This is a genomic window from Leucobacter sp. L43 (assembly GCF_016597785.1).
In the GTDB taxonomy this organism is placed as follows: domain Bacteria; phylum Actinomycetota; class Actinomycetes; order Actinomycetales; family Microbacteriaceae; genus Leucobacter; species Leucobacter alluvii.
In genome coordinates, this window is record NZ_JAENJG010000001.1 from 644371 (window position 1) to 668585 (window position 24215).

At 69.3% G+C, this 24215-nt stretch carries 25 protein-coding genes; 14 read left to right on the plus strand and 11 right to left on the minus strand.

Translation table 11 applies throughout. The annotated features are described in order from the left end of the window. Positions 1 to 102 precede the first annotated feature (102 nt). Positions 103 to 1173, plus strand: a complete 1071-nt coding sequence (locus JE033_RS02950; protein ID WP_200329371.1) for a LacI family DNA-binding transcriptional regulator — start codon at positions 103 to 105, stop codon at positions 1171 to 1173. 48 nt (positions 1174 to 1221) lie between these two features. Here the strand turns inward: JE033_RS02950 and JE033_RS02955 are convergent, their stop codons facing one another. The 4 genes from JE033_RS02955 to JE033_RS02970 form a co-directional block, all read right to left on the minus strand. Next, the gene (locus tag JE033_RS02955) at positions 1222 to 2712 is read right to left on the minus strand and encodes an APC family permease (RefSeq protein WP_200329373.1); all 1491 of its coding nucleotides are present in this window, start codon (positions 2710 to 2712) and stop codon (positions 1222 to 1224) included. 204 nt (positions 2713 to 2916) lie between these two features. Further along, positions 2917 to 3906, minus strand: coding sequence for an agmatinase (speB, locus tag JE033_RS02960; RefSeq protein WP_234037072.1), 990 nt, complete (start codon positions 3904 to 3906; stop codon positions 2917 to 2919). 237 nt (positions 3907 to 4143) lie between these two features. Further along, positions 4144 to 5685 (minus strand): PLP-dependent aminotransferase family protein, encoded by a 1542-nt coding sequence (locus tag JE033_RS02965; RefSeq protein ID WP_370567890.1) that lies wholly within the window; start codon positions 5683 to 5685, stop codon positions 4144 to 4146. Then, a complete protein-coding gene (locus JE033_RS02970) occupies positions 5682 to 6512 on the minus strand; it encodes a site-specific DNA-methyltransferase (RefSeq protein WP_200331004.1) in 831 nt (276 codons plus the stop codon). Before JE033_RS02970 ends, JE033_RS02965 begins: the two co-directional genes overlap by 4 nt. Positions 6513 to 6623: 111 nt before the next feature. Between JE033_RS02970 and JE033_RS02975 the strand changes: the two genes are divergently transcribed. Next, positions 6624 to 6980, plus strand: coding sequence for a VOC family protein (locus JE033_RS02975; protein WP_090148082.1), 357 nt, complete (start codon positions 6624 to 6626; stop codon positions 6978 to 6980). A 29-nt stretch (positions 6981 to 7009) separates the two neighbouring features. Here the strand turns inward: JE033_RS02975 and JE033_RS02980 are convergent, their stop codons facing one another. Then, positions 7010 to 7708, minus strand: a complete 699-nt coding sequence (locus JE033_RS02980; RefSeq protein ID WP_200329375.1) for a YafY family protein — start codon at positions 7706 to 7708, stop codon at positions 7010 to 7012. A 73-nt stretch (positions 7709 to 7781) separates the two neighbouring features. Between JE033_RS02980 and JE033_RS02985 the strand changes: the two genes are divergently transcribed. Then, positions 7782 to 8522, plus strand: a complete 741-nt coding sequence (locus JE033_RS02985; protein ID WP_200329377.1) for an alpha/beta fold hydrolase — start codon at positions 7782 to 7784, stop codon at positions 8520 to 8522. Here JE033_RS02985 and JE033_RS02990 read toward each other — a convergent pair. After that, complete coding sequence (locus tag JE033_RS02990) at positions 8499 to 9644, minus strand: enoyl-CoA hydratase/isomerase family protein (protein ID WP_200329379.1); 1146 nt, start codon at positions 9642 to 9644, stop codon at positions 8499 to 8501. The genes JE033_RS02985 and JE033_RS02990 overlap by 24 nt on opposite strands. 38 nt (positions 9645 to 9682) lie before the next feature. Then, on the minus strand, positions 9683 to 11005 hold the full coding sequence (locus JE033_RS02995; protein WP_200329381.1) for an MFS transporter: 1323 nt from the start codon (positions 11003 to 11005) through the stop codon (positions 9683 to 9685). Positions 11006 to 11252: 247 nt separating this feature from the next. Between JE033_RS02995 and JE033_RS03000 the strand changes: the two genes are divergently transcribed. The 7 genes from JE033_RS03000 to JE033_RS03030 all read left to right on the plus strand — a co-directional run bounded on the left by JE033_RS03000 (position 11253) and on the right by JE033_RS03030 (position 17533). After that, the gene (locus JE033_RS03000; protein ID WP_200329383.1) at positions 11253 to 12266 is read left to right on the plus strand and encodes a hypothetical protein; all 1014 of its coding nucleotides are present in this window, start codon (positions 11253 to 11255) and stop codon (positions 12264 to 12266) included. 169 nt (positions 12267 to 12435) lie between these two features. Continuing rightward, positions 12436 to 13302, plus strand: a complete 867-nt coding sequence (locus tag JE033_RS03005; RefSeq protein WP_200329385.1) for an LPXTG cell wall anchor domain-containing protein — start codon at positions 12436 to 12438, stop codon at positions 13300 to 13302. A gap of 111 nt (positions 13303 to 13413) precedes the next feature. Beyond that, positions 13414 to 14298, plus strand: a complete 885-nt coding sequence (locus tag JE033_RS03010) for an LCP family protein (RefSeq protein ID WP_200329387.1) — start codon at positions 13414 to 13416, stop codon at positions 14296 to 14298. A gap of 79 nt (positions 14299 to 14377) precedes the next feature. Next, positions 14378 to 15214 carry a DUF3097 family protein gene (locus JE033_RS03015; protein ID WP_200329389.1) on the plus strand — a complete coding sequence of 279 codons (837 nt, stop codon included), beginning with the start codon at positions 14378 to 14380 and terminating at the stop codon, positions 15212 to 15214. 115 nt (positions 15215 to 15329) lie between these two features. Further along, positions 15330 to 16211, plus strand: a complete 882-nt coding sequence (locus tag JE033_RS03020; RefSeq protein ID WP_370567891.1) for an arginase family protein — start codon at positions 15330 to 15332, stop codon at positions 16209 to 16211. Next, positions 16211 to 16573, plus strand: coding sequence for a Fe-S oxidoreductase (locus tag JE033_RS03025; protein ID WP_200329391.1), 363 nt, complete (start codon positions 16211 to 16213; stop codon positions 16571 to 16573). The genes JE033_RS03020 and JE033_RS03025 overlap by 1 nt, the downstream gene beginning before the upstream one ends. A gap of 9 nt (positions 16574 to 16582) precedes the next feature. Beyond that, positions 16583 to 17533, plus strand: a complete 951-nt coding sequence (locus tag JE033_RS03030) for an alpha/beta fold hydrolase (protein ID WP_200329393.1) — start codon at positions 16583 to 16585, stop codon at positions 17531 to 17533. A gap of 3 nt (positions 17534 to 17536) precedes the next feature. On the opposite strand, the gene JE033_RS03035 is transcribed toward JE033_RS03030, so the two are convergent. Beyond that, the gene (locus JE033_RS03035; RefSeq protein WP_090148037.1) at positions 17537 to 17794 is read right to left on the minus strand and encodes a zf-HC2 domain-containing protein; all 258 of its coding nucleotides are present in this window, start codon (positions 17792 to 17794) and stop codon (positions 17537 to 17539) included. Beyond that, on the minus strand, positions 17791 to 18405 hold the full coding sequence (locus JE033_RS03040) for a sigma-70 family RNA polymerase sigma factor (protein ID WP_090148034.1): 615 nt from the start codon (positions 18403 to 18405) through the stop codon (positions 17791 to 17793). Before JE033_RS03040 ends, JE033_RS03035 begins: the two co-directional genes overlap by 4 nt. A 44-nt stretch (positions 18406 to 18449) precedes the next feature. Between JE033_RS03040 and aroA the strand changes: the two genes are divergently transcribed. From aroA to bcp, 3 genes are all read left to right on the plus strand, one after another. Continuing rightward, positions 18450 to 19964 (plus strand): 3-phosphoshikimate 1-carboxyvinyltransferase, encoded by a 1515-nt coding sequence (gene aroA, locus JE033_RS03045; RefSeq protein WP_200329395.1) that lies wholly within the window; start codon positions 18450 to 18452, stop codon positions 19962 to 19964. Positions 19965 to 19968: 4 nt separating this feature from the next. Next, on the plus strand, positions 19969 to 21027 hold the full coding sequence (gene rsgA, locus JE033_RS03050; RefSeq protein ID WP_090148029.1) for a ribosome small subunit-dependent GTPase A: 1059 nt from the start codon (positions 19969 to 19971) through the stop codon (positions 21025 to 21027). A gap of 62 nt (positions 21028 to 21089) precedes the next feature. Further along, positions 21090 to 21563 carry a thioredoxin-dependent thiol peroxidase gene (bcp, locus tag JE033_RS03055; protein WP_090148026.1) on the plus strand — a complete coding sequence of 158 codons (474 nt, stop codon included), beginning with the start codon at positions 21090 to 21092 and terminating at the stop codon, positions 21561 to 21563. Between the two features lie 17 nt (positions 21564 to 21580). Here bcp and JE033_RS03060 read toward each other — a convergent pair whose 3' ends face one another. Beyond that, the gene (locus JE033_RS03060) at positions 21581 to 22003 is read right to left on the minus strand and encodes a hypothetical protein (protein ID WP_234037074.1); all 423 of its coding nucleotides are present in this window, start codon (positions 22001 to 22003) and stop codon (positions 21581 to 21583) included. A gap of 190 nt (positions 22004 to 22193) precedes the next feature. Between JE033_RS03060 and JE033_RS03065 the strand changes: the two genes are divergently transcribed. Next, positions 22194 to 22442, plus strand: a complete 249-nt coding sequence (locus JE033_RS03065) for a WhiB family transcriptional regulator (RefSeq protein ID WP_010156721.1) — start codon at positions 22194 to 22196, stop codon at positions 22440 to 22442. 265 nt (positions 22443 to 22707) lie between these two features. Here the strand turns inward: JE033_RS03065 and argG are convergent, their stop codons facing one another. Next, the gene (gene argG, locus JE033_RS03070) at positions 22708 to 24129 is read right to left on the minus strand and encodes an argininosuccinate synthase (protein ID WP_090148024.1); all 1422 of its coding nucleotides are present in this window, start codon (positions 24127 to 24129) and stop codon (positions 22708 to 22710) included. Positions 24130 to 24215 lie beyond the last annotated feature (86 nt).

Consider the following 24215-nt stretch of genomic DNA (forward strand, 5'->3'; position numbering starts at 1 on the left):
CGCTCGCCGCGGAGCGTGCAGGTGTCTCGCCGGTCAACGACACTGCGGCGAGCACGTGCCGAATCGATTTGGCGCGTGTCCGGCGCGAACCATACGCTGGACGTGCACGAGACACCAGCAACCGGAGCGATGCACCGCACCCGAGACCGAGGCCAGATGAAACCCCGCCGCATCACCATCAAGGACGTCGCGAGAGAAGCCGGCGTATCGGTGGCGACCGCCTCCGAGGCGTTGAACGGCAAGGGCCGCGTCGCGGCAGCGACGAGGCAGAACGTCATCGATGTCGCTGCGCGTGTGGGATACACCGCCAACCGGCTCGCCAAGAACCTCAATGCGGGTCGCACGGGTTCCCTCGTGCTCGCGGTGTCGCCCCAGCCGCTCACGGAGGAGGGCTCCGGTCTCCAGCCGGAATGGGACATCGAGTACTACTTCCGAGTACTGAACGGTGCGAGCCTGCAGGCCTTCCAGCGTGGCTTCCTGCTGTCGATGCTCCCGACGCAGACGTCGTCCCGGGATTTCCTCTCTGCGGCAGACGGCCTCATCGTGGTCGACCCGAGCGATGACGATCCGCTCATCGCCGAGGCGGTGCGCAGCGGCCTGCCCTGCGTGACCGTCGGCCGCAACTCGGGCGATCTCAGCTGGGTCGACAATGATTTCTTCACCGGCACGACATCGGCGCTCGCGCACATCGGCAACGACCGGCCGGCCCGGGTCGCGCTCTTTCTCAGCGAGACCGCTTCTTCATACGTGCGCGATGAGCTCTCCTCGTACCTCGACTGGTGCAGCGCCACCGGCGCCGCACCCATCATCTTGCGCTCCCCCGGCCCGCGCGTCGACGAGGCGGAGCCGGTGATCCACGCGGCGCTCGCTCGCACCGACCGCGAGTTCGACGCCGTGCTGACCACGCTCGACACCCTCGCGCACGCGACGGAGCGGGCGGCGCTGGCGCTCGACCTCGATGTGCCGGGCGATCTGCAGATCGTCAGCCTCGCCGACAGCCGGTATCTCGACTACGGGCTGCAGAAGTCGATCACCGCGCTCGATCTGCATCCCGTGCAGCTCGGAGAGATCGCGGTCGAACTGCTCATCGGCGCACTCGATGGTCACGGCGAGCGGCGCCGCGAGGTCGTGCCGATCTCCCTGAATGTGCGGGAATCGACCCTCGCCGACTGACACGGGCGACGCGGGTGCGGCGCGTGCGGCGCCAGCACCCGCGCCGGTTCACCTGCGTGCGGTTCGCGCGGGAGCGAAGTCCTCGCGATCGTCCTCGGATTCATCGCGCTCGAACACGACGATCGTGGATCCGGTGCTGGCCGCGTGCAGACGCTTGCGGTGCACCCAGGCCTCGATCGCCACGCCGAGCACACCGACCACGGCGACGCCGATCACCGTCGACCAGTCGGTCGCCCACCCGGCTCCCGATTCCCGGGGCCACGCGACGTTCACGATCTGGAACAGCAGCCACACGAGTGCGAGCCACCCGACGACGCGGCCGGCCCGGCCGAGGAAGAGACCGGGTTCGTCCCTCCAGGTGCCGCGAGCGCGTGCGATCGCCCACCCCAGTATCGGGAAGAGGAAGGAGATGAAGAAGCCGACCGACGAGAACGAGATGAGCGCCATCTGAATGCCCTCGCTCTGGAACGGCAGGAACAGCAGCGCTGCGATCACGGCGGTGATGAGAACGGCGGTGCGCGGCAGGCCCGTCTCTCCCGACAGCCTCGTCAGGGTGCGCGCGAACGGGAGCTCCCCGTTGCGCGCCGTCGCCCAGACGATGCGCGAGACGGTGATCTGGATCGTCATGAGGCTCGCCGCGAAGGCGATCACGAACAGCGCCAGGATTCCGCGGAATATCGGTGCGGGGAATGATGCTGCGATGATCGCCACGGCCGGATCCGCAGCGTTCTCCGGGTCCTGCAGGAACGCGTCGCTCGGAACGGCGAGCGTGAACGCGAGCGTGCTGAGGAGCACGATGATCATGATGGCGAAGAACGAGGCGACCATCGCGCGCGGCACGGCGCGCTTGGGGCGCTGCACCTCCTCGGCGATCGAGCTCGCGCTCTCGAAGCCGATCGCGAAGTAGCTGGAGAAGGCGATCGCCATCACCAGCGGCGCTGAGAAGAACACGCCGCTGTAATCGGCGAGCGATGCCGGGGAGAGGTACTCGAGCGTCTGATGGCGCTCGAAGAACAGGAGCCAGATCGCCACGCCGACGGAGCCGACGGCCTCGGCGGCGATGACCGCGATCATGAGAATCTTGATGAACACCCGCCCCGCCAGATTCACCATCGTCGAGAAGGCGAGGATGCCGATCGCGAGCCAGGTGACCACCTGGTGGCCTGCGGCCGGGATGTCGAAGATCGGCGGGATGAGCACGGCTCCCGCGTACGCCACCGCTGGCAGGGTGATGAGCAACGTGCAGATGTACGTCCAGGAGGCGAACCAGCCGTATCGATGGCCGAGCAGTCGACGCGACCACTGATAGATGCCGCCGGAGTCGGCCCACTTCGATGCCAGCACCCCCAGCGCGAGGACGACGATCAGCTGACCGATGTAGAGGATGAGTCCGCCCCAGATGAAGGCGGGGCCAGAACTGGCGAGGCCGACGCCGAGAACGCTGTACAGCGCGACGATCGGCGAAACGAACGCGAACGCGACTGAGAGCGCGGAAAACATGGTGAATTCTCTCTTCATCACCGGTGGCGCCGTGGTCATGGAAACTCCTTTGCTTCGTGTACGGCGGCGGTTCGCGCCGTCATTGGCGCGAACCGTCTGGGAAGTGCTGCGGGCCACCCGCCGGTGCCCCTGCCCTGCTCGGCGCGAACGGCGAGAACGGCATCCGAGTCGTGCGCCTGCACCGTGCGTCGCCCGCCCGCCCGGATCGGCGGCGACCCGGGCGAGCGAGATCGAACCGTTGGTTCAGCCCACGTAGACCGGTGTGCGAGGCGCTCCGGCGTGCGACGCGAGGGCCTCCAGTGCGATGCGGCCCGCGACGAGCTGTGTCCGCGTCGAGTGGTCGAGCGACGGTGCGGGCTCCGCGATGTCCACCCCGATGAGGCCGGCGGGCGAGATGCCTCGCACGATCTCGATCGCCTCGCGCATGGTCATTCCGCCCGGGGTGGGAGCGCACGTGCCCGGCGCGAATGCCGCGTCGAGTGCGTCGACGTCGAACGTGAGGTAGAACCCCTCCTCGCCGACGCGTTCGAGGATCTGCTCAACGGCCCATGCCGTGCCGCGCTCCCAGATGTCCTCGAGCCAGATGACGCGAATGCCGTGGTCCCGGCAGTACTTGAGCTCGGTCTTCGGGTTCATCCAGCCGCTGATGCCGACGAGCACCATCTTTGCCGGGTCGTAGCCGTTGTCGACGGCCCTCGTGATGGTGCAGCAGTGATTGAGCTCCTCCCCTCCCACATTCGGTGCGGCATCGAGATGGGTGTCGAACTGCACCCACCCGGGGTTCGTCCCCTCCCGCTTGGCGGCCTTCCCGACGGGGATGCTCACGGAATGATCTCCGCCGAAGACGACCGGGATCGCGCCCGCCGCCACGATCTCTGCGATGTCGGCTTCGACGCGCTCGAACGTCTTCGGCGTGTTCCCGAGTGCGACGTGGCAATCGCCCCCGTCGACGAGCGGCAGGTGCGCGAACAGGTCGAAGTCGAACGTCGCTTGGAAGTTGGTGAACTGCACCGACGTCTCGCGAATGGCGCGCGGGCCGTAATTGGCACCGCTGCGGCTGATCGTCGTCGCGTCGAAGGGGAAGCCGTAGACGACCGCTTTCGCGCCGGATGCACGGATCGCCTCCCGGTCGAGCTCCACCTTCGGCACCCCCATGAACGTTCCGCCGAGCCCGCCGTGCAGCAGGCCGTTCCACATGGTCTCGTCGAAGGATCCCGTCGCCGTTTCAGTCATGATCTCTACTTCCCTCCCGCGGCGGACCGCGCGTCATAGTGTCGAAACGTTTAGGAAGCGGCCTGGTAATAACGACTACGCTGCCGAAACGCTTCGGCAATCGTACCCGCTGCATCGCACCGATGTCCAGACATCCGCGGCAGCTCGTCTCAGCGCGCGAGTGCGTCTCAGCGCATGAGCGCGGGTCGCAACGCGAGAGCGCCTGTCGGGGCGGGGCACCGTCGTGATGCCCGCTCGTCACACCTCGTCGAGGATCGCCCGGAGCTGCACGAGTGCCGCATCGAATGCGGCATCATCGTCACCGCCGACACCGATCACGAGGCCCGCCGTGCCGGTGCCGGAACCTGCCCGCTGCCAGTACCGCCCGAGGGCCTGAACACCGAGTGCGTCCACCGCGGGGTGCGCGACCACGGCGGCCTCCCGGCGGCGAGCGCGCTCGGGCTCGCCCGCGAACTCGATCACCGCATGCAGTCCCCCGTCCATGGGCCGTACGCGCGCGGCGCGTGCTCCTGCAAGCCGCTCGGAGACGAGATCGCGGCGAGCAGCGTACCGACGCAGCATCCGAGCGGTATGGCGTCGAAGCTCACCGCTCGCGAGATAGGCGGTGAGCGCCGACTGCACGACGGTCGACACCGTTCCGCCGAGGTCGCGCCGCACCGGCTCGATGAGCGCCCGCAACCCCGCCGGGGCGAGGAGGTATCCGGCGGAGAGCGCGGGCGTGATCGTGCGCGAGAAGGTTCCGAGCAGCACGACGACGCCGTTCTCCGGGTCGTCGAGGGCCGCGAGCGTGGGCAGCGGTGTGCCGGTGTATCGCAGCTCCGAATCGAAGTCGTCCTCGATGATCACGACCCCGTTGCGCCTGGCCCAGGCGAGAAGGGCGCGTCGGCGGGCGAGCGGCAGCGAACCTCCCAGAGGGTATTGATGGCTCGGCGTCACGATGACCGCGTCGAGCATCCCGTCGGGAAGCCGACCCGTGTCGAGCCCGAGACCGTCGGCGGGGAGTGCGACGATGGTCGCGCCCGCCCGGGAAGCGGCCCCGCGCAGAGACGGCAGCCCCGGATCCTCGACGCCCACGACGAGGGTTCGCCCCCGTGTCGCGCCGAGGGCCGCGAGCAGCAGCCAGAGTCCGTCGCGCGTTCCGGCGGTGACGAGCACGTCCGCCGCCGAGCGGGAGGTACCGCGCATGCGTCGCAGGTGCTCTGCGATCTCGCCGCGCAGAGCCGGGTCCCCGAGCGGCGGTGCGACCACTTCAACCACCGCCACGTCGGCTGCGGCGGTGCGCCATGCGGCCCGCCACGCCGAGCCGACGACGCCGTCGGTGATCGGGGCGCCCGGGGCGAGTGGGGCGGGGCGTTCAGCGCCGACGGGCGCATCCGCCGGAATCATCCGCGTGCCGGCCTCTGCCTGCCGTGCCGCGTCGCGGTCGCCGCGACTCGCGCGATCCTCGGTCTCGGTCTGGGTACGCGCCAGGTCCGGATGCACGAGCGTGCCCCGCCCCTGGGACGGCGACAGGTAGCCCTCCGCGATGAGCTGCTCGTACGCCGCGACGACCACGCCTCGCGCGACGCCGAGACGCCGGCTCAGTTCTCGCGTCGCTGGCACGGCCTCCCCCGGGCGCACCAGTGCGGCGTCGATCGCCTCGCGGAGTGCGCTGGCGATCTGCACCGGCAGTGGGAGGTTGGAGGCGCGGTCGATCTGCACCGGCAGACCGCTCGCGGCCCGGTTCCGAGCGAAGCCGTTCGGCTCCCCCTGGGCGGTGGCGGGTGTCTTCGCGCTCACGCGAACACCGCCCCCGTGGCGCTGAGTCGCCCGCGCATGACGTCGAGGGCCTCCGGGTTCTCGTCGATGAGGAGGAACTTGCGCTCGAGTCGCGCCGCCGCATCCCCGGTGGTGCCGCTGCCCGCGAAGGGGTCGAGCACCCAGTCGCCTGGCCGCGTGGACGCCTGGATGATTCGGCGCAGGATCCCGACGGGCTTCTGGGTCGGGTATCCCGTGCGCTCTCCCCCGGTCGGCGACACGATGGTGTGCCACCAGGTGTCGGTCGGCAGCTTGCCGAGAGCGGCCTTCTCCGCTGTCACGAGGCCCGGAGCCATGTACGGTTCGCGATCCACCGCATCGGCGTCGAAGTAGTACCAGTCCGGATGCTTCGCGTAGACGAGGATGTTGTCGTGCTTGGCCGGCCACCGCCGTTTCGATCGCGCTCCGTAATCGTAGGCCCAGATGATCTCGTTGATGAAGCACTCCGGCCCGAAGAGCGCGTCGAGCAGCACCTTCGCATAGTGCACTTCTCGGTAGTCGAGATGCAGATAGAGCAGGCCGTCGGGCGAGAGCAGGCGCCAGGCCTCCTCGAGACGCGGTTCGAGGAAGTCCCAGTAGTCGGCGAATCGATCGTCGTAGCTGAGCGTCGTCTCGCGCGTCACGCGGTACCCCTGCCCGCGGAACCCCAGCCGGTCGCCCGCAGCGGCCTCGAGCGGACCCGCGACACGGGTGCCCCGGACGCGCTCGGCCTGTCGGGATCGCCCCGTGTTGAACGGCGGATCGAGGTAGGCGACGGCGAAGGCCGCGGTCGGCAGTGAGCGCAGGATCGGCAGATTGTCGCCCTGCATCACTCGACTCGGCCCGGTCGCGTTCCAGGGGTCACTCACCGTCTCAGGCTACCGGCCTTCGGCGGAACGCCGTAGCGTGGGAGGCGGCGTACGACGACGAACGGGGCGGGCATGATCGGTTTGAGCATGATCACGATGGATACGACGGATCCGCGCACGCTCGCGGGCTGGTGGGCGGAGCGCCTCGGCGGCGAGATCGTGCACGAGGCCGACGGGTGGTTCTGCATCGTGCGGGCGCCGCAGCTGCCCGCCGCACTCGGCTTCCAGAAGGTCGACGACCCGGGCGCGGGGAAGAACCGCTTGCACCTGGATTTCGACATCGACTCTTCGGTCGACCGTGCTTCCCTCGTCGATGAGTGGGTGGAGGCGGGAGCGACGCACCTCGGGCGCCGCGGCGAGGCCGGGCTCGCATGGGATACGTTCTCGGATCCCGACGGCAACGAGTTCTGCATCGGCGACCCCCACTAGCCCTGCCGAGGCGGGGAGGCGTGCGGGGTTCATCCGCGAGGCCGGTGCACCGGCCTCGCGGTCGCCGGAGGGGTGCCGACCTCCGCTACCGAGTGCCCCGTGCAGTTCTCTCCGGTCACGCTGGCGCGCTCGATGCGCGTCACGGCGAACCAGCGCACGGCGTCGCGCAGACGACACCATCCCACCAGGTACCAGCGTCCGTTCGTCGACGCGAAGAGCACTGGTTCGACGTCGCGGGTCGTGGTGACGCCGTCGCCTGACACGTACGTGATCCTGAGCACGCGCTGATCGGTCATCGCCGCCTCGAGTGCTGAGGTGACGGCACGGGACCCCGTCGTCGGCGTGTCGACCCACACCCGGTGTGCGAGTTCGTCGACCCTCACCCGGGTCCGCGGATCGAGGACGTCGAGGATCTTCTGCATCCCGGCGGCCGCGAGATCGGCGTAGGGCGCGTCGGGTGCCGCCGACACCGCGGCGTGGAGCGCCACGGCCTGCGCCGGGGAGAGCATGACCGGCGGAAGGGAGGTCGCCGCAGCCCACCCGTAGCCTCCGCCCGGGCCTGGCCGGGACCAGATCGGGGCGCCGCTGCGCTCGAGTGCTGCGAGATCTCGCTTCACGGTGCGCACGGAGATCTGGAACTCCCGCGCCAGCCGCTCGGCCGTGCACCCTCGGGATCCGCCGCGCCGCAATGATTCGGAGAGGGCGTGCAGTCGCTCTGCTCGCTTCACGATTGCGCTCGGTTCAGATTCATGACACAAATAGTGACACACTGCTGCCCAGCGCGGGGTCGAGACTGATCGCATGACATCTCATGCAAGCACCCCGACCATCATTCTCATCGCCGGCCACTGGCTCGGCGCCTGGGCCTGGGACGACGTCCGCGCGCACCTCGGCACCGACGATTCGCTCGTCGCCGCGATCACGCTCCCAGGCCTCGAAGCCGGTGACCCCGCACGGACAGAGGCGACGCTCGACGATCAGGCCGAGGCGATCCGAAGGGTGATCGCAGAGCTCGGAGGTTCCCGGGAGCATCCGGTGGTGATCGTCGCTCACAGCGGCGCGAATGCTCCCGTGAGTCTCGTTCTCGACCACGATCCCGAGTTGATTCGCCGGGTCGTCTGGGTCGATTCGGGGCCGGTGGCACCGGGGAGCATCTTCGCTCCCGGACTCCCCGCGGAGGTGCAGGAGCTTCCGCTCCCGCCCTTCGACGTTCTTGCAGAGCAGGCGAGTATCGCCGGCTTGAGCGCTGACGTGCTCGCGCGGTTCCGCGACCGTGCTGTCCCACAACCCGGCCCCGTGCTCCGCCAACCCGTCGCCCTCGTGAACGACGACCGTCGCAAGATCCCGACGACGCTGATCTGCTGCTCGATCTCGGGCGCGCAGGTGCTCGAACTTGCCCGCGGGGGCAACGCCATGTTCGCGGAGGTCGCGGCCCTGGAGCACTGCGACGTCGTCGACCTTCCGACCGGGCACTGGCCGATGTGGAGCCGGCCGCGGGATCTTGCCGTGGCGATCCGGTCAGCCGCGTCCCGCGTCAGCTGAACGAGGCCGGCTCACCTCCAGGTCGAGCGGTTGCTCGTCTGCGTGCGCCTCCGGGTCGAGGATCCGAGCGAGCACAGCGTCGTCGAGATCCTCGATCCGGGCCGGCGACCATTGCGGGCTGCGATCCTTGTCGATGACCTGCGCACGCACGCCCTCCGCGAAATCGGGCAGCGCGGCGAGCCTTCCGAGGGTTCGCAGGTCGTCGGCCAGCACGTCAGCGAGCGAGAGCGCGCGCCGCCTGGTCCGGTCGAGCTGAGCGAGCGTGACCGCGACCGATGTGGGACTCATCGTGCGAACGACAGCGGCGAGGCGTCCCGCATCGGCGTCGTCGCTCGCTTCGAGTGCCCGGATCAGGCGGAGCGCGGCTCCTGCCGGATCCTCGGAGGCCGGCGGTTCTTGGGCTCCGAACACTGACGCCGCGATGGGTGACCACCAGTCGCGGGCGTCGAGGATCGCCGAGGCCGGTGCTGGCTCCGCCACGCCGTCCACGGCGGCCTGCGGATCGGCCCCTGCGGCGAGCGCCGCCTGCAGCGGCGGCAGCCGCTCCGCAGGTACGAAGACGTCCGCGAACCCGAGGGCGATCGCGTCGCCCGCCGCCATGTCTCCTGCCGAGACGGCGAGCATCTCGCCGAGCCGCTCCGGGGCCGCGGCGAGCAGGAGGTGGCCTCCGACATCCGGCACGATGCCGATCCGCGCCTCCGGCATCGCCAGGCGGCTGCGCTCGGTCACGACGCGGATCGCAGAGTGCCCGGTCAGTCCGATCCCGCCGCCCATGGTGATGCCGTCCATGATTCCCACGACCGGGGTTGCTGAGGTGCTGATCGCGTAGTCGAGCCGGTACTCGTTCGCGAGGATCGTCCGAGCCGAGCCCTGCGACAGTTCCTTGACGTCTCCTCCACCGCAGAACCCGCGATCACCGGCCCCGTCGAGCAGGATCGCCTGCGAGCCGTCGTGCTGCGCCGCTGAGACCGCCGCCGCGAGCCGCGCGAACATGTCGCTGTTCAGGGCGTTGATCGCTCGCGGCCGATTCAGCGTGAGATGCGTGATCGCGCCGTCACGACGCACGAGCACGAGCGGTGTTTCATCGGAATCGAACGGATGCGACTGCGGTGCGGCACTCATTCCAGCACCGTATCACCGCCCCACCCCCGGCCACCGGCTCAGGGGGTGGGATGGCGCGCGTCGTATCGCTGGAATCCGGACGCCGTGCGGAGCAGCACCAGCATGACGCCGAGGATCACGATGCCTCCGAGGAGGGCGGGCGCCCAGAGTGCGACGAGCGTTGCGACGGCGCCCGCGAGCAGATCGCCGACTCTCGGGCCGCCGGCGACCACGACGTAGAAGATGCCCTGCATGCGCCCGCGAACGTCATCGGGGGCTGCCGTCTGGAGGATGGTGGTGCGGAACACGGCGCTGACGTTGTCGGCGGCACCGGTACCCGCGAGGGCCACGCCGGCGAGCACGATGGCAGGGATGATCGGGTCATCGCTGCGCTCGGAGATGCCCGAGGTCGACGCCGTGATGAGCAGCACGAGACCGAAGCACGCGGTGCACGCCCCGAAGGCCGCGATGGCGAGCGTCACCGCGCGTCCCTGCCGCCTCACGGCGCCGAGCGGCCCGGAGAGGAGACCGCTCAGGAGCGCTCCCGCGGCGAACGACGCGGTGAGCGCCCCCACGGTCACCGGACCGCCGCCGAGCACGAGGGCCCCGGCTGCGGGGAAGACGACGCGCGGGGTGCCGAAGATCATCGCGACGAGATCCCAGATGAAGGTCGCACGCACATTGGGCGCTCGCGTCAGGAACTTCAGGCTCTCGAGCACCCCGCCGAGGCCCGGAGCGCTGCGAGCGCCGTCCGGCGCCATGCGGGGCAGGCTGAGAATACCGACGAAGGCGCCGGTGAACAGCACGGCGTCGAGCAGATACGTCCACGGCACCCCGACGCTCGCGACGAGCACGCCGGCGACTGCCGGGCCGACGGTGATGGCGAGGCCCATCGTGATTCCGCTCAACGCGGCGGCGGCAGGCAGGAGCTGCGGAGGCAGCAGGCGCGGCAGGATCGCACCGCGTGTCGCCCCCATGATGGTGGCAGAAGCCGCGTTGACCGCGGCGAGCGCGTAGTAGGGCCACGTGGCCTGCACGTCGAGGAACGCGATCACGGTCATCGCGCAGATACTGACCCAAGCCGCGATGGCGGTGACCAGGGCGACGAGCCGTCGATCGAACGCATCGGCGAGCGCACCGCCCACGAATCCGGCCACGATCATGGGCCCGAGGGCCCACAGCGCGACGAGGGATACGGCGAGCGTGGACTGCGTGAGCTCGAAGATGTGCAGCCCCACCGCGACGATCGTCACCTGCGCACCGATCTGCGCGATCGACGTGCCCGTCCAGAGCTTCGCGAACGCGGGGCTCGCGCGGAGCGGCGTGGTATCGACGAGCAGCGAGCGCAATCGGGTGCGTCGGTCGCCGGCCTCGGGTGTCACCGCACCAATCTATCGCGAGCGCCCGGCCACGACCGCGCGCCCGCCGCCGGTCGACGGTTTGCCGAATTTTCTTACGTGGTCCAAAGTCCATCGTGGCAGAAGCTTTGAGCTGCCGATCTTCTAGGGGGAGTTCCTTCTCGCGGGCGACGTGTTGCGACACGAGAACCTGCGGGAGGGCATCGGGTGGTGCGATCAGCACGCGCGTGCGGATGTCGCATTGATTGCAAACGAACCCCCTGGAGTAACTATGAAGTTCAGCAAGAAGCTCGCCGGTGCTGCGGCGATCGGCGCCGTCGCCGTCCTCACGTTCGGCGGCACGGCCGCGAATGCCGCTCAGGGCGACCCGGTCACCCTGACGCCGCAGATCACGCTGGGCGCGGAGTCGTTCACGGTATCGGGCGCCGACTGCGTCAGCCCCGACGGCACTCCCGGTGAGTTCGCCGTGCGCGTCACGGTCGGCTCGACTCAGATCGCTGAGGCCGGTACGGCGAACGCTGACGGCACCTGGTCGACGACCATCGCTTCACCCGCGGAGAGCGGCGTGTACCCCGTCTACGCGGAGTGCGATCAGTACGCCGAGAAGTTCTACTACGCGGCGAACGAGGCACTCGTGAGCAAGGCAGCGGGCGTACAGCTCGAGGTGGCCGAAGCGAAGCACTTCCAGTCCATCGACTTCTCGGGTGCCGGTTACACGCCGAAGGAGAACGTGCGTATCGAGTTCCGCCAGAACGGTGTGGTCATGGATTCCTCGAGCCTCGGAGCTGTGAACGCGGTCGGCGAGTTCGAGGGATGGGTGAGGCTCGGCAACACCCTCGCGGCTGGCGCGTACGACGTCGTCTTCGTCGGCGAGACGAGCGGAGCCGAGTACTCGGCTCCGCTGACCATCACGAGCGACGGCACGAGCAGCGATGACCCCGTTGCTTCGACGGCCGATACGAACTACGCCACCCCGCCGCGAACATCGACCCGGCCGCCACCGGTGCGAAGGGCTCGCTCGCCACGACCGGTGGCGAGAACCTCGCTCCACTCGCGATCGCGGGTGGCGCCGCTGCGCTGGCGCTCGGTGCTGGCGCAGTCGCGCTCGGCCGCCGCAAGGCGCGCGCTTCCGCCTGACCGACTGCGGGCACTGCGCACGCAGCGCAGCGCCCGCGGCGCGGTCGCCCCGGGCAGACCACCCGTTCTGTCCGGGGCGCTCGCCCGGCCTCCGAAGAGATGTGCCGACGCGACAGAAAGTGAGCCTGAGTGCTTGCTCAATATGTAGCCGCCGTCTACCGTTGACCTAGGCTGACGCTCCAGTGCACCTGCTGTGGCGAACAACTGCGCATCAACGGTGACATGTTTGCCGGATATGCACGGGAGCGGTGCCGGGAGCAACACCCTCGTATTGCCGTAGTCGCGAAACATCATCACCCCATTACCTCGGAGGCAACATGAAGTTCTCGAAGAAGCTCGCCGGCGCAGCGGCGATCGGCGCAATCGCCGCGCTGACGTTCGGCGGAAGCGCTGCAAGCGCTGCCGAAGGCGACCCCATCACCCTGACGCCGCAGATCACGCTCGGTGCAGAGTCGTTCACCGTCACCGGCGCCGACTGCATCAACCCCGGCGGCACCCCGGGCGAGTTCGCGGCAGTGCTCGCGACCGACGATGTCGAGAACCCCGTCGTGCAGACCGGGATCGCGAACGCCGACGGCACCTGGAGCGCGACGATCGCCTCACCCGCCGAGAGCGGCGTCTACGAAGTTGCGGCGTACTGCAACCTCTACGTCGACCAGTTCGCCTACGCCTCCTCCGATCTGCTCGTCAGCGCCGAAGCCGGCGTGACGCTCGACGTCGCAGAGGCTCAGCACTTCGAGTCGTTCGGGTTCAGCGGCGCCGGTTTCGCGCCCTCTGAGAACGTGCGCGTCGAGTTCCGCCAGAACGGCGCGGTCATCGAGTCGCTCGGCACCGTCGCGGCGAACGAGGTCGGCGAGATCGTCGGAGACATCACCCTCGGAAACACGCTCGCATACGGCGCGTACGACGTCGTCTTCGTCGGCGAGACCAGTGGCACCGAGTTCGCGGCCCCGCTGGCCGTGACCGACGGCACCGTGGCTCCCGGCGCACCCGCCGATCCGGGGAACGTCGGCGGCGGCGTGACGCCTCCCGCCCAGCCGGTCGGCTACACCCCGGGCGCGAAGCTCGCGAACACCGGTGGCGAGAACCTCGCACCGTTCGCGATCGCCGGTGGCGTCGCAGCCCTCGCACTCGGCGCCGGCGCTGTCGCACTGGGTCGCCGCAAGGCACGCGCTGCGGAGTAACAGCTGAAGAGCACTGCATCGCGAAACGCCCCCGATCCGGACGGACATCCCCGTCCGCGATCGGGGGCGTTTCGCCGCGCCGCGCGCATCGCCGCAGTCATCGCGCTCGTCGTGGTGCTGGCGCTGGGCGCTGCAGCCGCGGTGATCGCGACGCGCATCGATGCGGTCACGATGCCGCAACTCGACAGCGAGCACCAGGCGCAACGGAAGAGTTCGGGCGACACGGTGTATCTCTTCGTCGGCGCCGACTCGGGCATCGAGCGGGCTGCGACTGACATCCAGCGCGATACGCCGGACGGCCAGGCGCGCGCCGACGCCCTCGTGCTCGTGCGACTCGGCGCCGACGGCACCGCATCAGCGGTATCGCTTCCGAGAGACCTGCTCTCGACGGACGGGTACTTCGGCTCCATCGCACTCGCGCTCCTCGACGGTCCGGATGTGCTGATGGAGAGCGTATGCAGCACGACCGGTGTCGCAGTCGACCGGTACGTCTCGATCGACGGATCGGGTTTCGTCGACGCGATCGACGCGCTCCGCGGCATCGAGGTGGACATCGAGTACCCGCTGCGCGATCCCGCAGCCGAACTCAGCATCGACACCGCCGGCACCCAGCGGGTCGACGGGGCGACCGCGCTCGGGCTCGTGCGTTCGCGTCACGGCGAGCAGTTCGTCGACGGAGCGTGGGTGAGCGTCTCCGAGAGCGAGGGGGCGCGGCAGCGCGCGCTCTGGTCGGCCCGTGTGCTCGACGGCGTGCGCTCTGCCCTCAGCGACGCCGACGTCGCCTCGTTGACGCGCGCCGTGTGGTCGGGCAGCGCATCCCTGAGTCTCGGCGGCGGCCTGCATCCCTTCGAGCTCGGACGTCTGGCGCGCGCGGAACTCGACATCCGCGAATTGCCGGCGGAGAAGATCGGTGACGGTCGAGCGCTGCAGATGAATGAGCAGAGCGCGTCCGTCCTCACGGACGCGGGCTTCCGCACGGACTGCTCGCTCGACTGACGGGGCAGGGTGCAGAGCGCTGCGATTCGACGGTCCTCTCACACGCGTGGCCTCGGTCGACAGCGATAAGCTCGATCGCATGTTCGACGACCGATACGATCTCGACCCCGTGGCGCGCATGAAGCCGCGGCGCGGTCCCGTTGAGCGGCGCGACGTGCCGCTCGCGAAAGGACTCGTGCTCGAGCACACCGAGTCCGAGTGGTGCGGAGCCGTCGTCGGTGCGCGCGAAGGGCTCGTGCAGCTCGAAGACTTCCGGGGCAAGGTTCGAGCCTTCCCCCTCGCCGACGGGTTCCTGGTCGACGGCAAGCCGGTGCGCCTGGTGCGGCCGACGGCGCCGCCCGGCACGCGCAAGCGTACAGCGTCGGGCTCCTTCGCGGCGCCTCAGCAGCGAGCGCGGGTGGCGATGCCCAGTCGCATCTTCGTCGAAGGCAAGCACGATGCCGAGCTCGTCGAGCAGGTGTGGGGCGACGACTTGCGCGTCGAAGGCGTCGTCGTCGAACTGCTGCAGGGCGCTGACAATCTCGAGCAGGTGCTCGCGGACTTCGCTCCCGGCCCCGATCGCCGCGCCGGGGTGCTCCTCGACCATCTCGTTCGCGGCAGCAAAGAAACCAGAATCGCCGACACCATCGCACGCGGGCCCCACGGCAACCATGTCCTCATCGTTGGGCACCCCTTCGTGGATATCTGGCAGGCGGTGAAGCCCGCCCGGGTCGGCCTGCAGGAATGGCCGACAATTCCACGCAGCATCGAGTGGAAAACCGGCATCTGCCGCGCTCTCGGCTGGCCGAGCGAGGAGCAGGCGGACATCGCTGACGCCTGGTCGCGCATCAGATCGCGCGTGCGCGATTTCCGCGACCTCGAACCCGAGCTCGTCGGGCGCGTCGAGCACCTGATCGACTTCGTGACGGTCGACTGATCGCCTCTCGGTCACCGCTGCACGATGTTCTCGCACCGCGGAACTCGGGCACCCCTCCGAGCCGCGGGCGTATCCTGAGCAGCAGTCGAAGCAGTGAACCTGCGAGGAGGGCGCCGTGGCACACCCAATGTTCTTTCTGATGCCTCAGTGGCAGGGATCGCCCTCTGCTCGGGCGATGCAGCTCGCGGAGGGCGCCGATCTCCTCCGTGAGGATCTGCCGGCTTCCGCGCTGCGCGAGGTGCCCGTGCCTCTCGAAGCCGGTGATGCGATGGGCACGCCCGTGGCCAGGCTCAGCAGCCTCGTGCGAGCCCGCGAGGCGGCTCGCACGGCCATCGAGCCGGCACTCGCCGATGGGCGAGCTCCGATCATTGTGGGCGGCGACTGCGCGACCTCTCTGCCGGGGCTCGAAGCGGCGGCGCGCTCCGTCGACCGGCTCGCAGTGCTGTGGTTCGACGCTCACGCCGATCTGCAGCATCCCAGTACGTCGCCGTCGGGAAGCGCATCGGGAATGACCCTGCGGCACGCGCTCGGCGACGGCTCCCCCGATCTGGTCGCAGCGCCCACGATCGCTGCCGACGACGTCACCCTCATCGGAGCGCGGGCGCTCGACCCGGAGGAGGCGGACGAGCTGGAGCGTCTCGGGATCGCGGTGCTGCACGCAGACGCCGCTGAGACGGGTGCCGACTCGCTGCGCTCCGCGATCCTCGAGCGCATCGCGGGAGCCGACGGAGTGTACATCCACGTGGATCTCGACGTGCTCGACCCTGCCGAGTTCGGTTCGGTGCACTCCCCGGTCCCATTCGGGCTCTCCGTCGCGCAACTCACGGACGCCATTCGCGCGGCCGTCGCCGAGGTGCCGCTCGCCGGCGCCGCGATCTGCGAATTCGCGCCGGCGGACAGTCATCGAGCGGCCGAGGACCTGCCGACGGTGCTGCGCACGCTCGCCGCGCTCACCTCTGGCACCGGATCACGACCGGCACAGGCGGGCGCGGCGTGATGCCGGCGGGTCGCCCCTGGCCGTTCGCTCGCCTGGGATACGCATATGCGACCTGCGTCGGATTCGTGTGGGGCGCGATCTGGAGTCGCGGCCGCATCGAGCGCCACGACGACCTGTGGGTGTTTCGCGGCATGCCCCGCTGGACCTTCGGACGCGGTGGGAGCTGCGTCGGAGCGTGCTACCTGACGAACCAGAACGTCTCGACGCGCGTGCTGCGCCATGAGCGCGTGCACCGCGCGCAGTGGCGGCACTACGGGATGGCGCTGCCAGTGCTGTACGCGCTCGCCGGCCGTGATCCTCTGCGCAATCGGTTCGAGATCGAGGCGGGTCTGCGCGACGGAGGGTACGTTCGCACTCCGTAGACTGGCCGGATGACTGCAGCGGCAGCGCCTCCGGCGTCCGACGACGAGTTCCGCTTCCTTGACTTCGACGCTCGGCGGGTCGGACGCGCAGGGCCGCTTCCCGCGGTCGCGCGGATCGCGGTCGACGTCGCGGATCACCGCGCCGTCAGCGGCTTGGCCTTCGACGGTGGGCTTCCGCCGGAGATCGTCGCACTGCACGGCGCGGGCCTGAACGCGCACAGCTTCGATCCGACGCTCCTCGCCCTCGGGCGACCGGCGCTCGCCCTCGACCTTCCCGGGCACGGGCGAAGCGATTGGCGCAGCGACGGCGACTATCGGCCCGATGCGCTGGCCGCAGACGTCGTCGAGGTGCTCGAGCGCGTAGCCCGGCGGCCCGTCACCCTGCTCGGCCACTCCCTCGGCGGGTTGACCGCCGCGCTCGTCGCTGCGATGCGGCCCGACCTCGTGCGACGCGTCATTCTCGTCGACATCACCCCTGGCGTCTCACCCGCGCGAGACACCGGATCGGTGCGCGAGTTCATTCAGGGTCAGCGCGATTTCAGCAGCATCGACGAGATCGTGCAGCGCGCCCAGCGATTCGGCATCGGCCACGAGCGCGCTGCGCTTGAGCGCGGCATCGCGCTCAACACCCGGCTCCGCCCCGACGGACGTCTCGAGTGGGCGCACCACCTGGCGCACCTGGAGCCGGCGCCGCGCACGGCCGACGGCGAGGAAGCGCAACCGTATGCGCCCATCTGGGGCGCCCTCGAACGACTCCGGTCGCTCGATGTTCCGGTGGCGCTCATCGCGGCGGACGCGGGCATCCTGTCGCGGCAGCACATCACGGAGTGGGAGGATCGACTCCCGAGCAGCGCGGTCGTCACCATCCACGGATCGCACAACCTGCACGAGGCCGCACCGCTGCGGCTCGCCGAGGTGCTCGACGGCCTGCATGCGAAGCGGAGCGATGCAGCGACCTGACGGTCAGCCGACGAGTCCGCGATCCTCTGCGCGCAGACTGCGGAGAATGGCCTCTCGCAGGTCGACCGGCGGGCAGTTACTGTCCCGCTCCTCCTCGCACGCCCGCTTCACGACATTCGTGAGCTTCTCGCACGCGTTCCGCTCATCCTGGCACGACGGGCACGCCGCGATGTGCGCCCGGATCGGCGCTGATTCCTCGGCGCAGAGCTCGCCTCGGAGCAGCTCGTAGACATTCGCCTTGGCCTGCTCGCACTCATTCATCGCGCTGCTCCCTTCTTGGTCGGTTTCTTTCCCGCATTGAGTCCAACGCCCTGCTCGTTCGCGTATTCCCCGAGCGCTTTGCGCAATCGGGCCCGGCCGCGATGCAGGCGGCTCATCACCGTTCCGATCGGCACCTCGGCGATATCGGCGATCTCCTGATAGCTGAACCCCTCGACGTCCGCCAGGTACACCGCGATGCGGAAGTCCTCGGGAAGCGCATTCAGCGCCGAGGTGACCACCGAATCGGGCGTGCGGTCGATCGCCTCGGCCTCGGCCGATTGCGACGACATCGCCGTCGTCGATTCGGCGCCTCCGAGCTGCCAGTCCTCGAGCTCGTCCACGGCGCCGAGGAAGGGCTCGCGCTGCCGCTTCCGGTACGTGTTGATGTAGCTGTTGGTCATGATCCGGTACAACCACGCCTTGAGGTTCGTGCCCTCCTGGAACGAGGCGAATGCCGAGAACGCTTTGAGGAACGTCTCCTGCACCAGATCCTGCGCGTCCTGCGGATTCCGGGTCATCTTCATCGCTGCGCCGTACAGCTGATCGAGCATCGGAAGCGCCTCCGACGTGAAGCGCTGTTCCAGCTTCGCCTGTGCTGCGGTATCACTCACGCCCTCGATCCTACTGTCGAGTGCTGCGGGTAGACTCGATCCCGATGCTGATCGCGAAGATGAACCAGGGCAAAGACGGCGACGAGACCGGCACCGGCGAGGGCGTCGGCGAGGCTGCGGCGCTGTGGCCTGCGCCGCAGGCGGAGCGCGCGATCGACGCGACCGTTCCCCTGCCCGGCTCGAAATCACTCACCGGGCGCGAGCTCGTACTCGCCGCGCTCGCCGACGGACCGAGCACGCTCCATGCTCCGCTCCAGTCGCGAGACGCGGCGCTCATGATCGACGCGCTGCGCGCGCTCGGCACGGATATCGAGGAGCTCCCGCGCGGCGAGTCGGCGGATCCCGACCTTCGCGTCACCCCGGCGCCCGAGCTGACCGGGTCGACGACCATCGAATGCGGTCTCGCGGGTACCGTGATGCGGTTCGTGCCGGCGGTCGCCGCGCTCGCGCTCGGACCGGTCGCATTCGACGGCGACCCGTATGCGCGCAAGCGCCCCATGCGCCCCGTGCTCGACGCCCTGCGCACGCTCGGGGCCGACATCGCTGACGAGGGCCGCGGCGCCCTGCCGTTCACGGTGCACGGCACGGGGTCGCTGCAGGGCGGGCGGGTCGAGCTCGACGCCTCGCTGTCGAGCCAGTTCGTCTCCGCCCTGCTCCTGGCGGGAGCGCGCTTCGAGAACGGCGTGCACGTGGTGCACACGGGCGAACGCCTGCCGAGCCTCCCGCACATCGAGATGACGATCGCCACCCTCCGTGCGCGCGGCGTGCGGGTCGACTCCCCCGCCGACGGCGAGTGGATCGTCGCTCCGGGCGCGATTCGCGCCATCGACGTGACCATCGAGCCGGACCTCTCGAACGCCGCCCCCTTCCTCGCCGCAGCGCTCGTCACCGGTGGTCGCATCACGGTGCCGAACTGGCCGAGCTCCACCACGCAGGTGGGAGATTCGCTCCGCACATTGCTCCCCGAGTTCGGCGCTGCGACGCACCTCGATCACGCGGGAGATCTCACCATCACTGCGACCGGGGCGATCTCGGGCGTCTCGCTGCACGTGCCAGAGGCCGGCGAGCTCGCGCCGACCCTCGTCGGGCTCGCCGCGCTCGCCGCTCACGGCACCGACGGCACCGACGGTGCCGCGAGCACCATCACGGGCATCGGGCACATCCGCCATCACGAGACCGATCGCATCGCGGCGCTCGTCGCCGAGATCAATGCGCTCGGCGGTGACGCGGTCGAGCTCGATGACGGCATCGAGGTACGACCCGCCCCGTTGCACGGCGGCGTGTGGCACAGTTACGCCGACCATCGCATGGCGACGACCGGAGCGCTCATCGGATTGCGCGTCCCAGGAGTCGAGATCGAAGACATCGCGTCCACATCGAAGACGCTGCCCCGATTCACCGAGCTCTGGGCGCGCGCCGTCGCACCCCGCGAGGCGCTCGCCGAATCCTCGCGCGACGGCGTGGACGTTGCGTTCGAGCTCGGCGCCCCGGGCGGCGACGCCGCGGCGCACGACACGTCACTCGGCCAGGCCGCTCGCGGCTTCATCGCGGGGCTGTGAACGCGTGAGCTGGCTCACCCCCGACGAGGACGCCGACGACCCGTACGCCGAGTATGCCGACCTCCAGGTGCGTCAGCGCCCCAATCCGAAGGCGAACCGGCCGCGCACGAAGCGGCGCCCGGAGCACGCGGACGCGGTGACGGGCATGATCACGGCCGTCGACCGGGGGCGCTACACCGCGCTCGTGGAGACCGGCGCCGATCCGCAGGATCCGCGCGAGCGAACGGTTCTCGCCTCGCGCGCCCGGGAACTGCGCCGCACGCCGATCGTCATCGGAGACCGCGTGCACCTCGTCGGCGACACGAGCGGCGATACGGGCACGCTGTCGCGCATCGTCGCCGTGGAGGATCGCCGCACGCTGCTGCGACGCAGCGCAGACGACAGCGACCGGATCGAACGGGTGATGGTCGCGAACGCCGACCAGATGCTCATCGTCGTCGCCGCAGCGAACCCCGAGCCGAGGGTGCGCCTCGTCGATCGCTACCTGGTGGCCGCATACGACGCCGGCATCTCGCCGCTCATCTGCATCACCAAGGTCGATCTCGCAGACCCGGAGCCGTTCCTCTCGCACTTCGCGGCACTCGAAGTGCCGGTGTTCCGCTCAGAACCGGATGCCTGGCCGCTCGCGGAGATCCGGGAATCCCTCGCCGGTCGCACGACGGTCTTCGTCGGGCACTCCGGCGTCGGCAAATCGACCCTCATCAACGCGCTCGTACCCGAGGCCGAGCGCGCCATCGGGCACGTCAACGAGGTCACCGGCCGCGGTCGCCACACGTCCTCATCCTCCGTCGCGCTGCGCGCTGCGACCCCCGGTGCCGCGAACGGCGCCGCCGGGTGGGTGATCGACACCCCGGGAGTGCGCTCCTTCGGTCTCGGCCACGTCACGACCGAAGGGATGCTGCGCGGGTTCACGGACCTGGCGGAGATCATCGAGGGCTGCCCGAGAGGGTGCACGCACCAAGACGATGCGCCCGACTGCGAACTGGACGCCGCGATTGCGGACGGCCGCCTCGACGCCGCCGGAGCGGCACGCGTCGAATCGCTCCGCCGACTGCTCAAGTAGCCGGCGTGCGCTGCTGCGCACCCTCCGGGCACGCCGAGGGAGCGCAGCGATAGGCTGGCCGTATGACTGATCGCGTAGTGCTCGAGCCCGGCCAAGAGGCCCCCGACTTCACCCTCCTCGACCAGGATGGCAACACCCGTGCGCTGGCGCAGTACCAGGGCAAGCGGGTCATCCTCTTCTTCTACCCAGAGGCCATGACCCCCGGGTGCACCACTGAGGCCTGCGACTTCCGCGACTCGACGCTGCCGCTCGAGGCCGCCGGCTATCACGTGCTCGGCGTGTCGCGCGACTCGGTGGAGAAACTGCGCCGGTTCGCCGACCGCGACGCACTCGAATACCCGCTCCTCAGCGACCCGGACGCCGCAGTGCACCGCGCATACGGCGCGTTCGGGGAGAAGAACAACTACGGGCGCATCGTCGAGGGCGTCATCCGGTCCACCTTCGTGATCGATGAGCAGGGCAGGATCGCCCACGCGCTCACCAACGTGAAGGCCACCGGGCACGTCGCGCGTCTGCGCAAGCTGCTCGACGTCTGACCCGCACGCGGCTCCTGTTACGCCCCGGAGGCGCCCTCGTCGATGACGGGGCGCTCGTCAGGGCGCGCGAGCACCGCCGCGATGAACCCCAGGAGAGCGCACGCGACGAGGGCGAAGCCGAACTGCCAGGTGCCGATGCCGAGCTGCAAGCAGCCGGTGCCCCCTGCGAAGAGCAGGACGTGGATGGTGAGGGCCGACCCGCGCACCCAGCTCGGACGCCCGCGCAGGGCCGCTACAGCCGTGATCGCCACCCAGGCCAGGGCGAGGACTGCCATGGCGACGATGCTGGCGTTCTGCGCCACGGGTCCGACCGAGCCGAATGCCGCTGCGACGGAGAAGATCAGCACCCCGACGAGCAGCGCGCTCTCGAGCACCAGGAGCACGCGGAGCACCGCCCACCCCGCACGTGAACGAGGGTGATCGGGAGATGTCGGGGGCATTGCGGCTCGCTTTCCAGTCAATTGCGGGTTACCTATTGATTTGCATCTATTTCCGTGGAACTATATAACCCGTCGAGTTTCGCGCACGCCGACGTGAGCATTCTCAGCCACGTATTAGGTAGTTACGGCGCGAATTCTAGGCTATCCGGTCTCCGGATTGTTCGCGCGCGTGCGTTACAGAGGAGGACACATGGATTGGCGTGAACAGGCAGCTTGCCTCACCGTAGACCCGGAGCTTTTCTTCCCGGTCGGCAACACGGGGCCTGCGGTCGAGCAGATCGAACGGGCGAAGTCGGTGTGCGCTCGGTGCACCGTGACGGAGATGTGCCTGCAGTACGCGATGGACACCGGTCAGGATTCGGGCGTGTGGGGCGGCCTCAGCGAGGACGAGCGCCGCGCGCTCAAGCGCCGTGCGGCTCGCGCGCGTCGCGCTTCCTGAGCAGCTCACAGAGCCGAACGGCCCGTCCCCTCCTCGGAGGAGACGGGCCGTTTCTGTGTGTCGTATCGTGGCCGCCGGTCGGGCAGCTCGACTCCCCCGGCCACCCGGCAGCTCACTCTCGCTCGCGCACGCGATCCGGCGTGACGCGGTGCACGCGGCGTGCACGCACCCGCTCCACACCGGATCCCCTGCAGGAGCAACGCGACCCACGCACGAAGGGCCCATCCGAACGGATGGGCCCTTCGGAGCTCAGCAGTGCGCGAACTCAGTCGGTGCCGGTGTCGAACGCCGCAGACAGGCCGAGCTCGTCCGCGTCCTCATCGATGCCGCCGACGGCGTTCGCGATCTCAGCCGCGCCGCCCTGCTCGAGCTGACCGACGAGCTCCGCGATGGAGCCTCCGACGAGCCCGAGCTGCGCGTACTGCTCGAGGCGCTGACGCGAGTCGGCGATGTCGAGGTTGCGCATCGTGAGCTGCCCGATGCGGTCGACCGGGCCGAACGCGGCACCGACCGTGCGCTCCATCGACAGCTTCTCGGGGTGGTAGCTCAGGTTGTCGCCCTCGGTGTTGAGGATCGTGTAGTCGTCGCCGCGGCGCAGCCGCAGCGTGACCTCGCCCGTGATCGCAGAACCGACCCATCGCTGCAGCGCCTCGCGGAGCATGAGTGACTCGGGGTCGAGCCAGCGGCCCTCGTACATCAGACGTCCGAGCTTGCGACCGTCCGTGTGGTAACTGGCGAGCGTGTTCTCGTTGTGGATCGCGTTGACGAGCCGCTCGTACGTGATGTGCAGCAACGCCATACCGGGCGCCTCGTAGATGCCGCGCGACTTGGCCTCGATGATACGGTTCTCGATCTGGTCGGAGACGCCGAGACCGTGGCGACCGCCGATCGCGTTCGCCTCCAGCACGAGGGCCACCGGATCGTCGTACACGACGCCGTTGATCGCGACCGGGCGACCGGCCTCGAAGCGCACGGAGACCTCTTCGGTCGCCACCTCGACGTCGTCGCGCCAGGCGGCGACGCCCATGATCGGCTCGACGATGTCGAGGCCGGCGTCGAGGAACTCGAGCTTCTTCGCCTCGTGGGTCGCGCCCCAGATGTTGGCATCGGTCGAGTACGCCTTCTCGGTCGCATCGCGGTAGGGGTACCCGTTGGCGACGAGCCACTCGCTCATCTCGTGGCGCCCGCCGAGCTCTTCGACGAACTGGTGATCGAGCCACGGCTTGTAGATGCGCAGCGCCGGGTTCGCCATGAGCCCGTAGCGGTAGAACCGCTCGATGTCGTTGCCCTTGTACGTCGAACCATCGCCCCAGATGTCGACGCCGTCTTCCTTCATGGCGCGAACGAGCAGGGTGCCGGTAACGGCACGACCGAGCGGTGTCGTATTGAAGTAGGTCTTTCCGCCCGAGCGCACGTTGAACGCGCCCGTCTGCAGTGCGACGAATCCTTCTTCGACGAGCGGGCGCTTCGCATCGACGTGACGGGCGATCTCTGCGCCGTACTCTTTCGCTCGATCAGCGACGCCATCGATATCGGGTTCGTCGTACTGACCGATATCTGCGGTGTACGTGCAGGGCACTGCGCCCTTTTCACGCATCCAGGCGACTGCGCAGGAGGTGTCGAGACCTCCGGAGAAGGCGATGCCGACGCGCTCGCCCACGGGGAGGGAAGATAGAACCTTGGACATGCCCTCTATCCTAGGGCTCCTCCGAGCCTCCGAATTCCGCGGGTGAGCGCGCGGCGCGCCGGTCGACGCATCACGGGCGCCGTTGC

Bases quoted from the DNA above. Each gene is read 5' to 3' on its own strand.
- JE033_RS03025 (WP_200329391.1), top strand. From the start codon at position 16,211: ATGCCGGCGGGTCGCCCCTGGCCGTTCGCTCGCCTGGGATACGCATAT.
- JE033_RS03000 (WP_200329383.1), top strand. From the start codon at position 11,253: ATGAAGTTCAGCAAGAAGCTCGCCGGTGCTGCGGCGATCGGCGCCGTC.
- JE033_RS02985 (WP_200329377.1), top strand. From the start codon at position 7,782: ATGACATCTCATGCAAGCACCCCGACCATCATTCTCATCGCCGGCCAC.
- JE033_RS02955 (WP_200329373.1), bottom strand. From the start codon at position 2,712: ATGACCACGGCGCCACCGGTGATGAAGAGAGAATTCACCATGTTTTCC.
- JE033_RS03005 (WP_200329385.1), top strand. From the start codon at position 12,436: ATGAAGTTCTCGAAGAAGCTCGCCGGCGCAGCGGCGATCGGCGCAATC.
- JE033_RS02970 (WP_200331004.1), bottom strand. From the start codon at position 6,512: ATGCAGGGCGACAATCTGCCGATCCTGCGCTCACTGCCGACCGCGGCC.
- speB (WP_234037072.1), bottom strand. From the start codon at position 3,906: ATGACTGAAACGGCGACGGGATCCTTCGACGAGACCATGTGGAACGGC.
- JE033_RS02990 (WP_200329379.1), bottom strand. From the start codon at position 9,644: ATGAGTGCCGCACCGCAGTCGCATCCGTTCGATTCCGATGAAACACCG.
- argG (WP_090148024.1), bottom strand. From the start codon at position 24,129: ATGTCCAAGGTTCTATCTTCCCTCCCCGTGGGCGAGCGCGTCGGCATC.
- JE033_RS03015 (WP_200329389.1), top strand. From the start codon at position 14,378: ATGTTCGACGACCGATACGATCTCGACCCCGTGGCGCGCATGAAGCCG.
- JE033_RS02975 (WP_090148082.1), top strand. From the start codon at position 6,624: ATGATCGGTTTGAGCATGATCACGATGGATACGACGGATCCGCGCACG.
- bcp (WP_090148026.1), top strand. From the start codon at position 21,090: ATGACTGATCGCGTAGTGCTCGAGCCCGGCCAAGAGGCCCCCGACTTC.
- JE033_RS03035 (WP_090148037.1), bottom strand. From the start codon at position 17,794: ATGAATGAGTGCGAGCAGGCCAAGGCGAATGTCTACGAGCTGCTCCGA.
- JE033_RS03065 (WP_010156721.1), top strand. From the start codon at position 22,194: ATGGATTGGCGTGAACAGGCAGCTTGCCTCACCGTAGACCCGGAGCTT.
- JE033_RS03060 (WP_234037074.1), bottom strand. From the start codon at position 22,003: ATGCCCCCGACATCTCCCGATCACCCTCGTTCACGTGCGGGGTGGGCG.
- JE033_RS03030 (WP_200329393.1), top strand. From the start codon at position 16,583: ATGACTGCAGCGGCAGCGCCTCCGGCGTCCGACGACGAGTTCCGCTTC.
- aroA (WP_200329395.1), top strand. From the start codon at position 18,450: ATGCTGATCGCGAAGATGAACCAGGGCAAAGACGGCGACGAGACCGGC.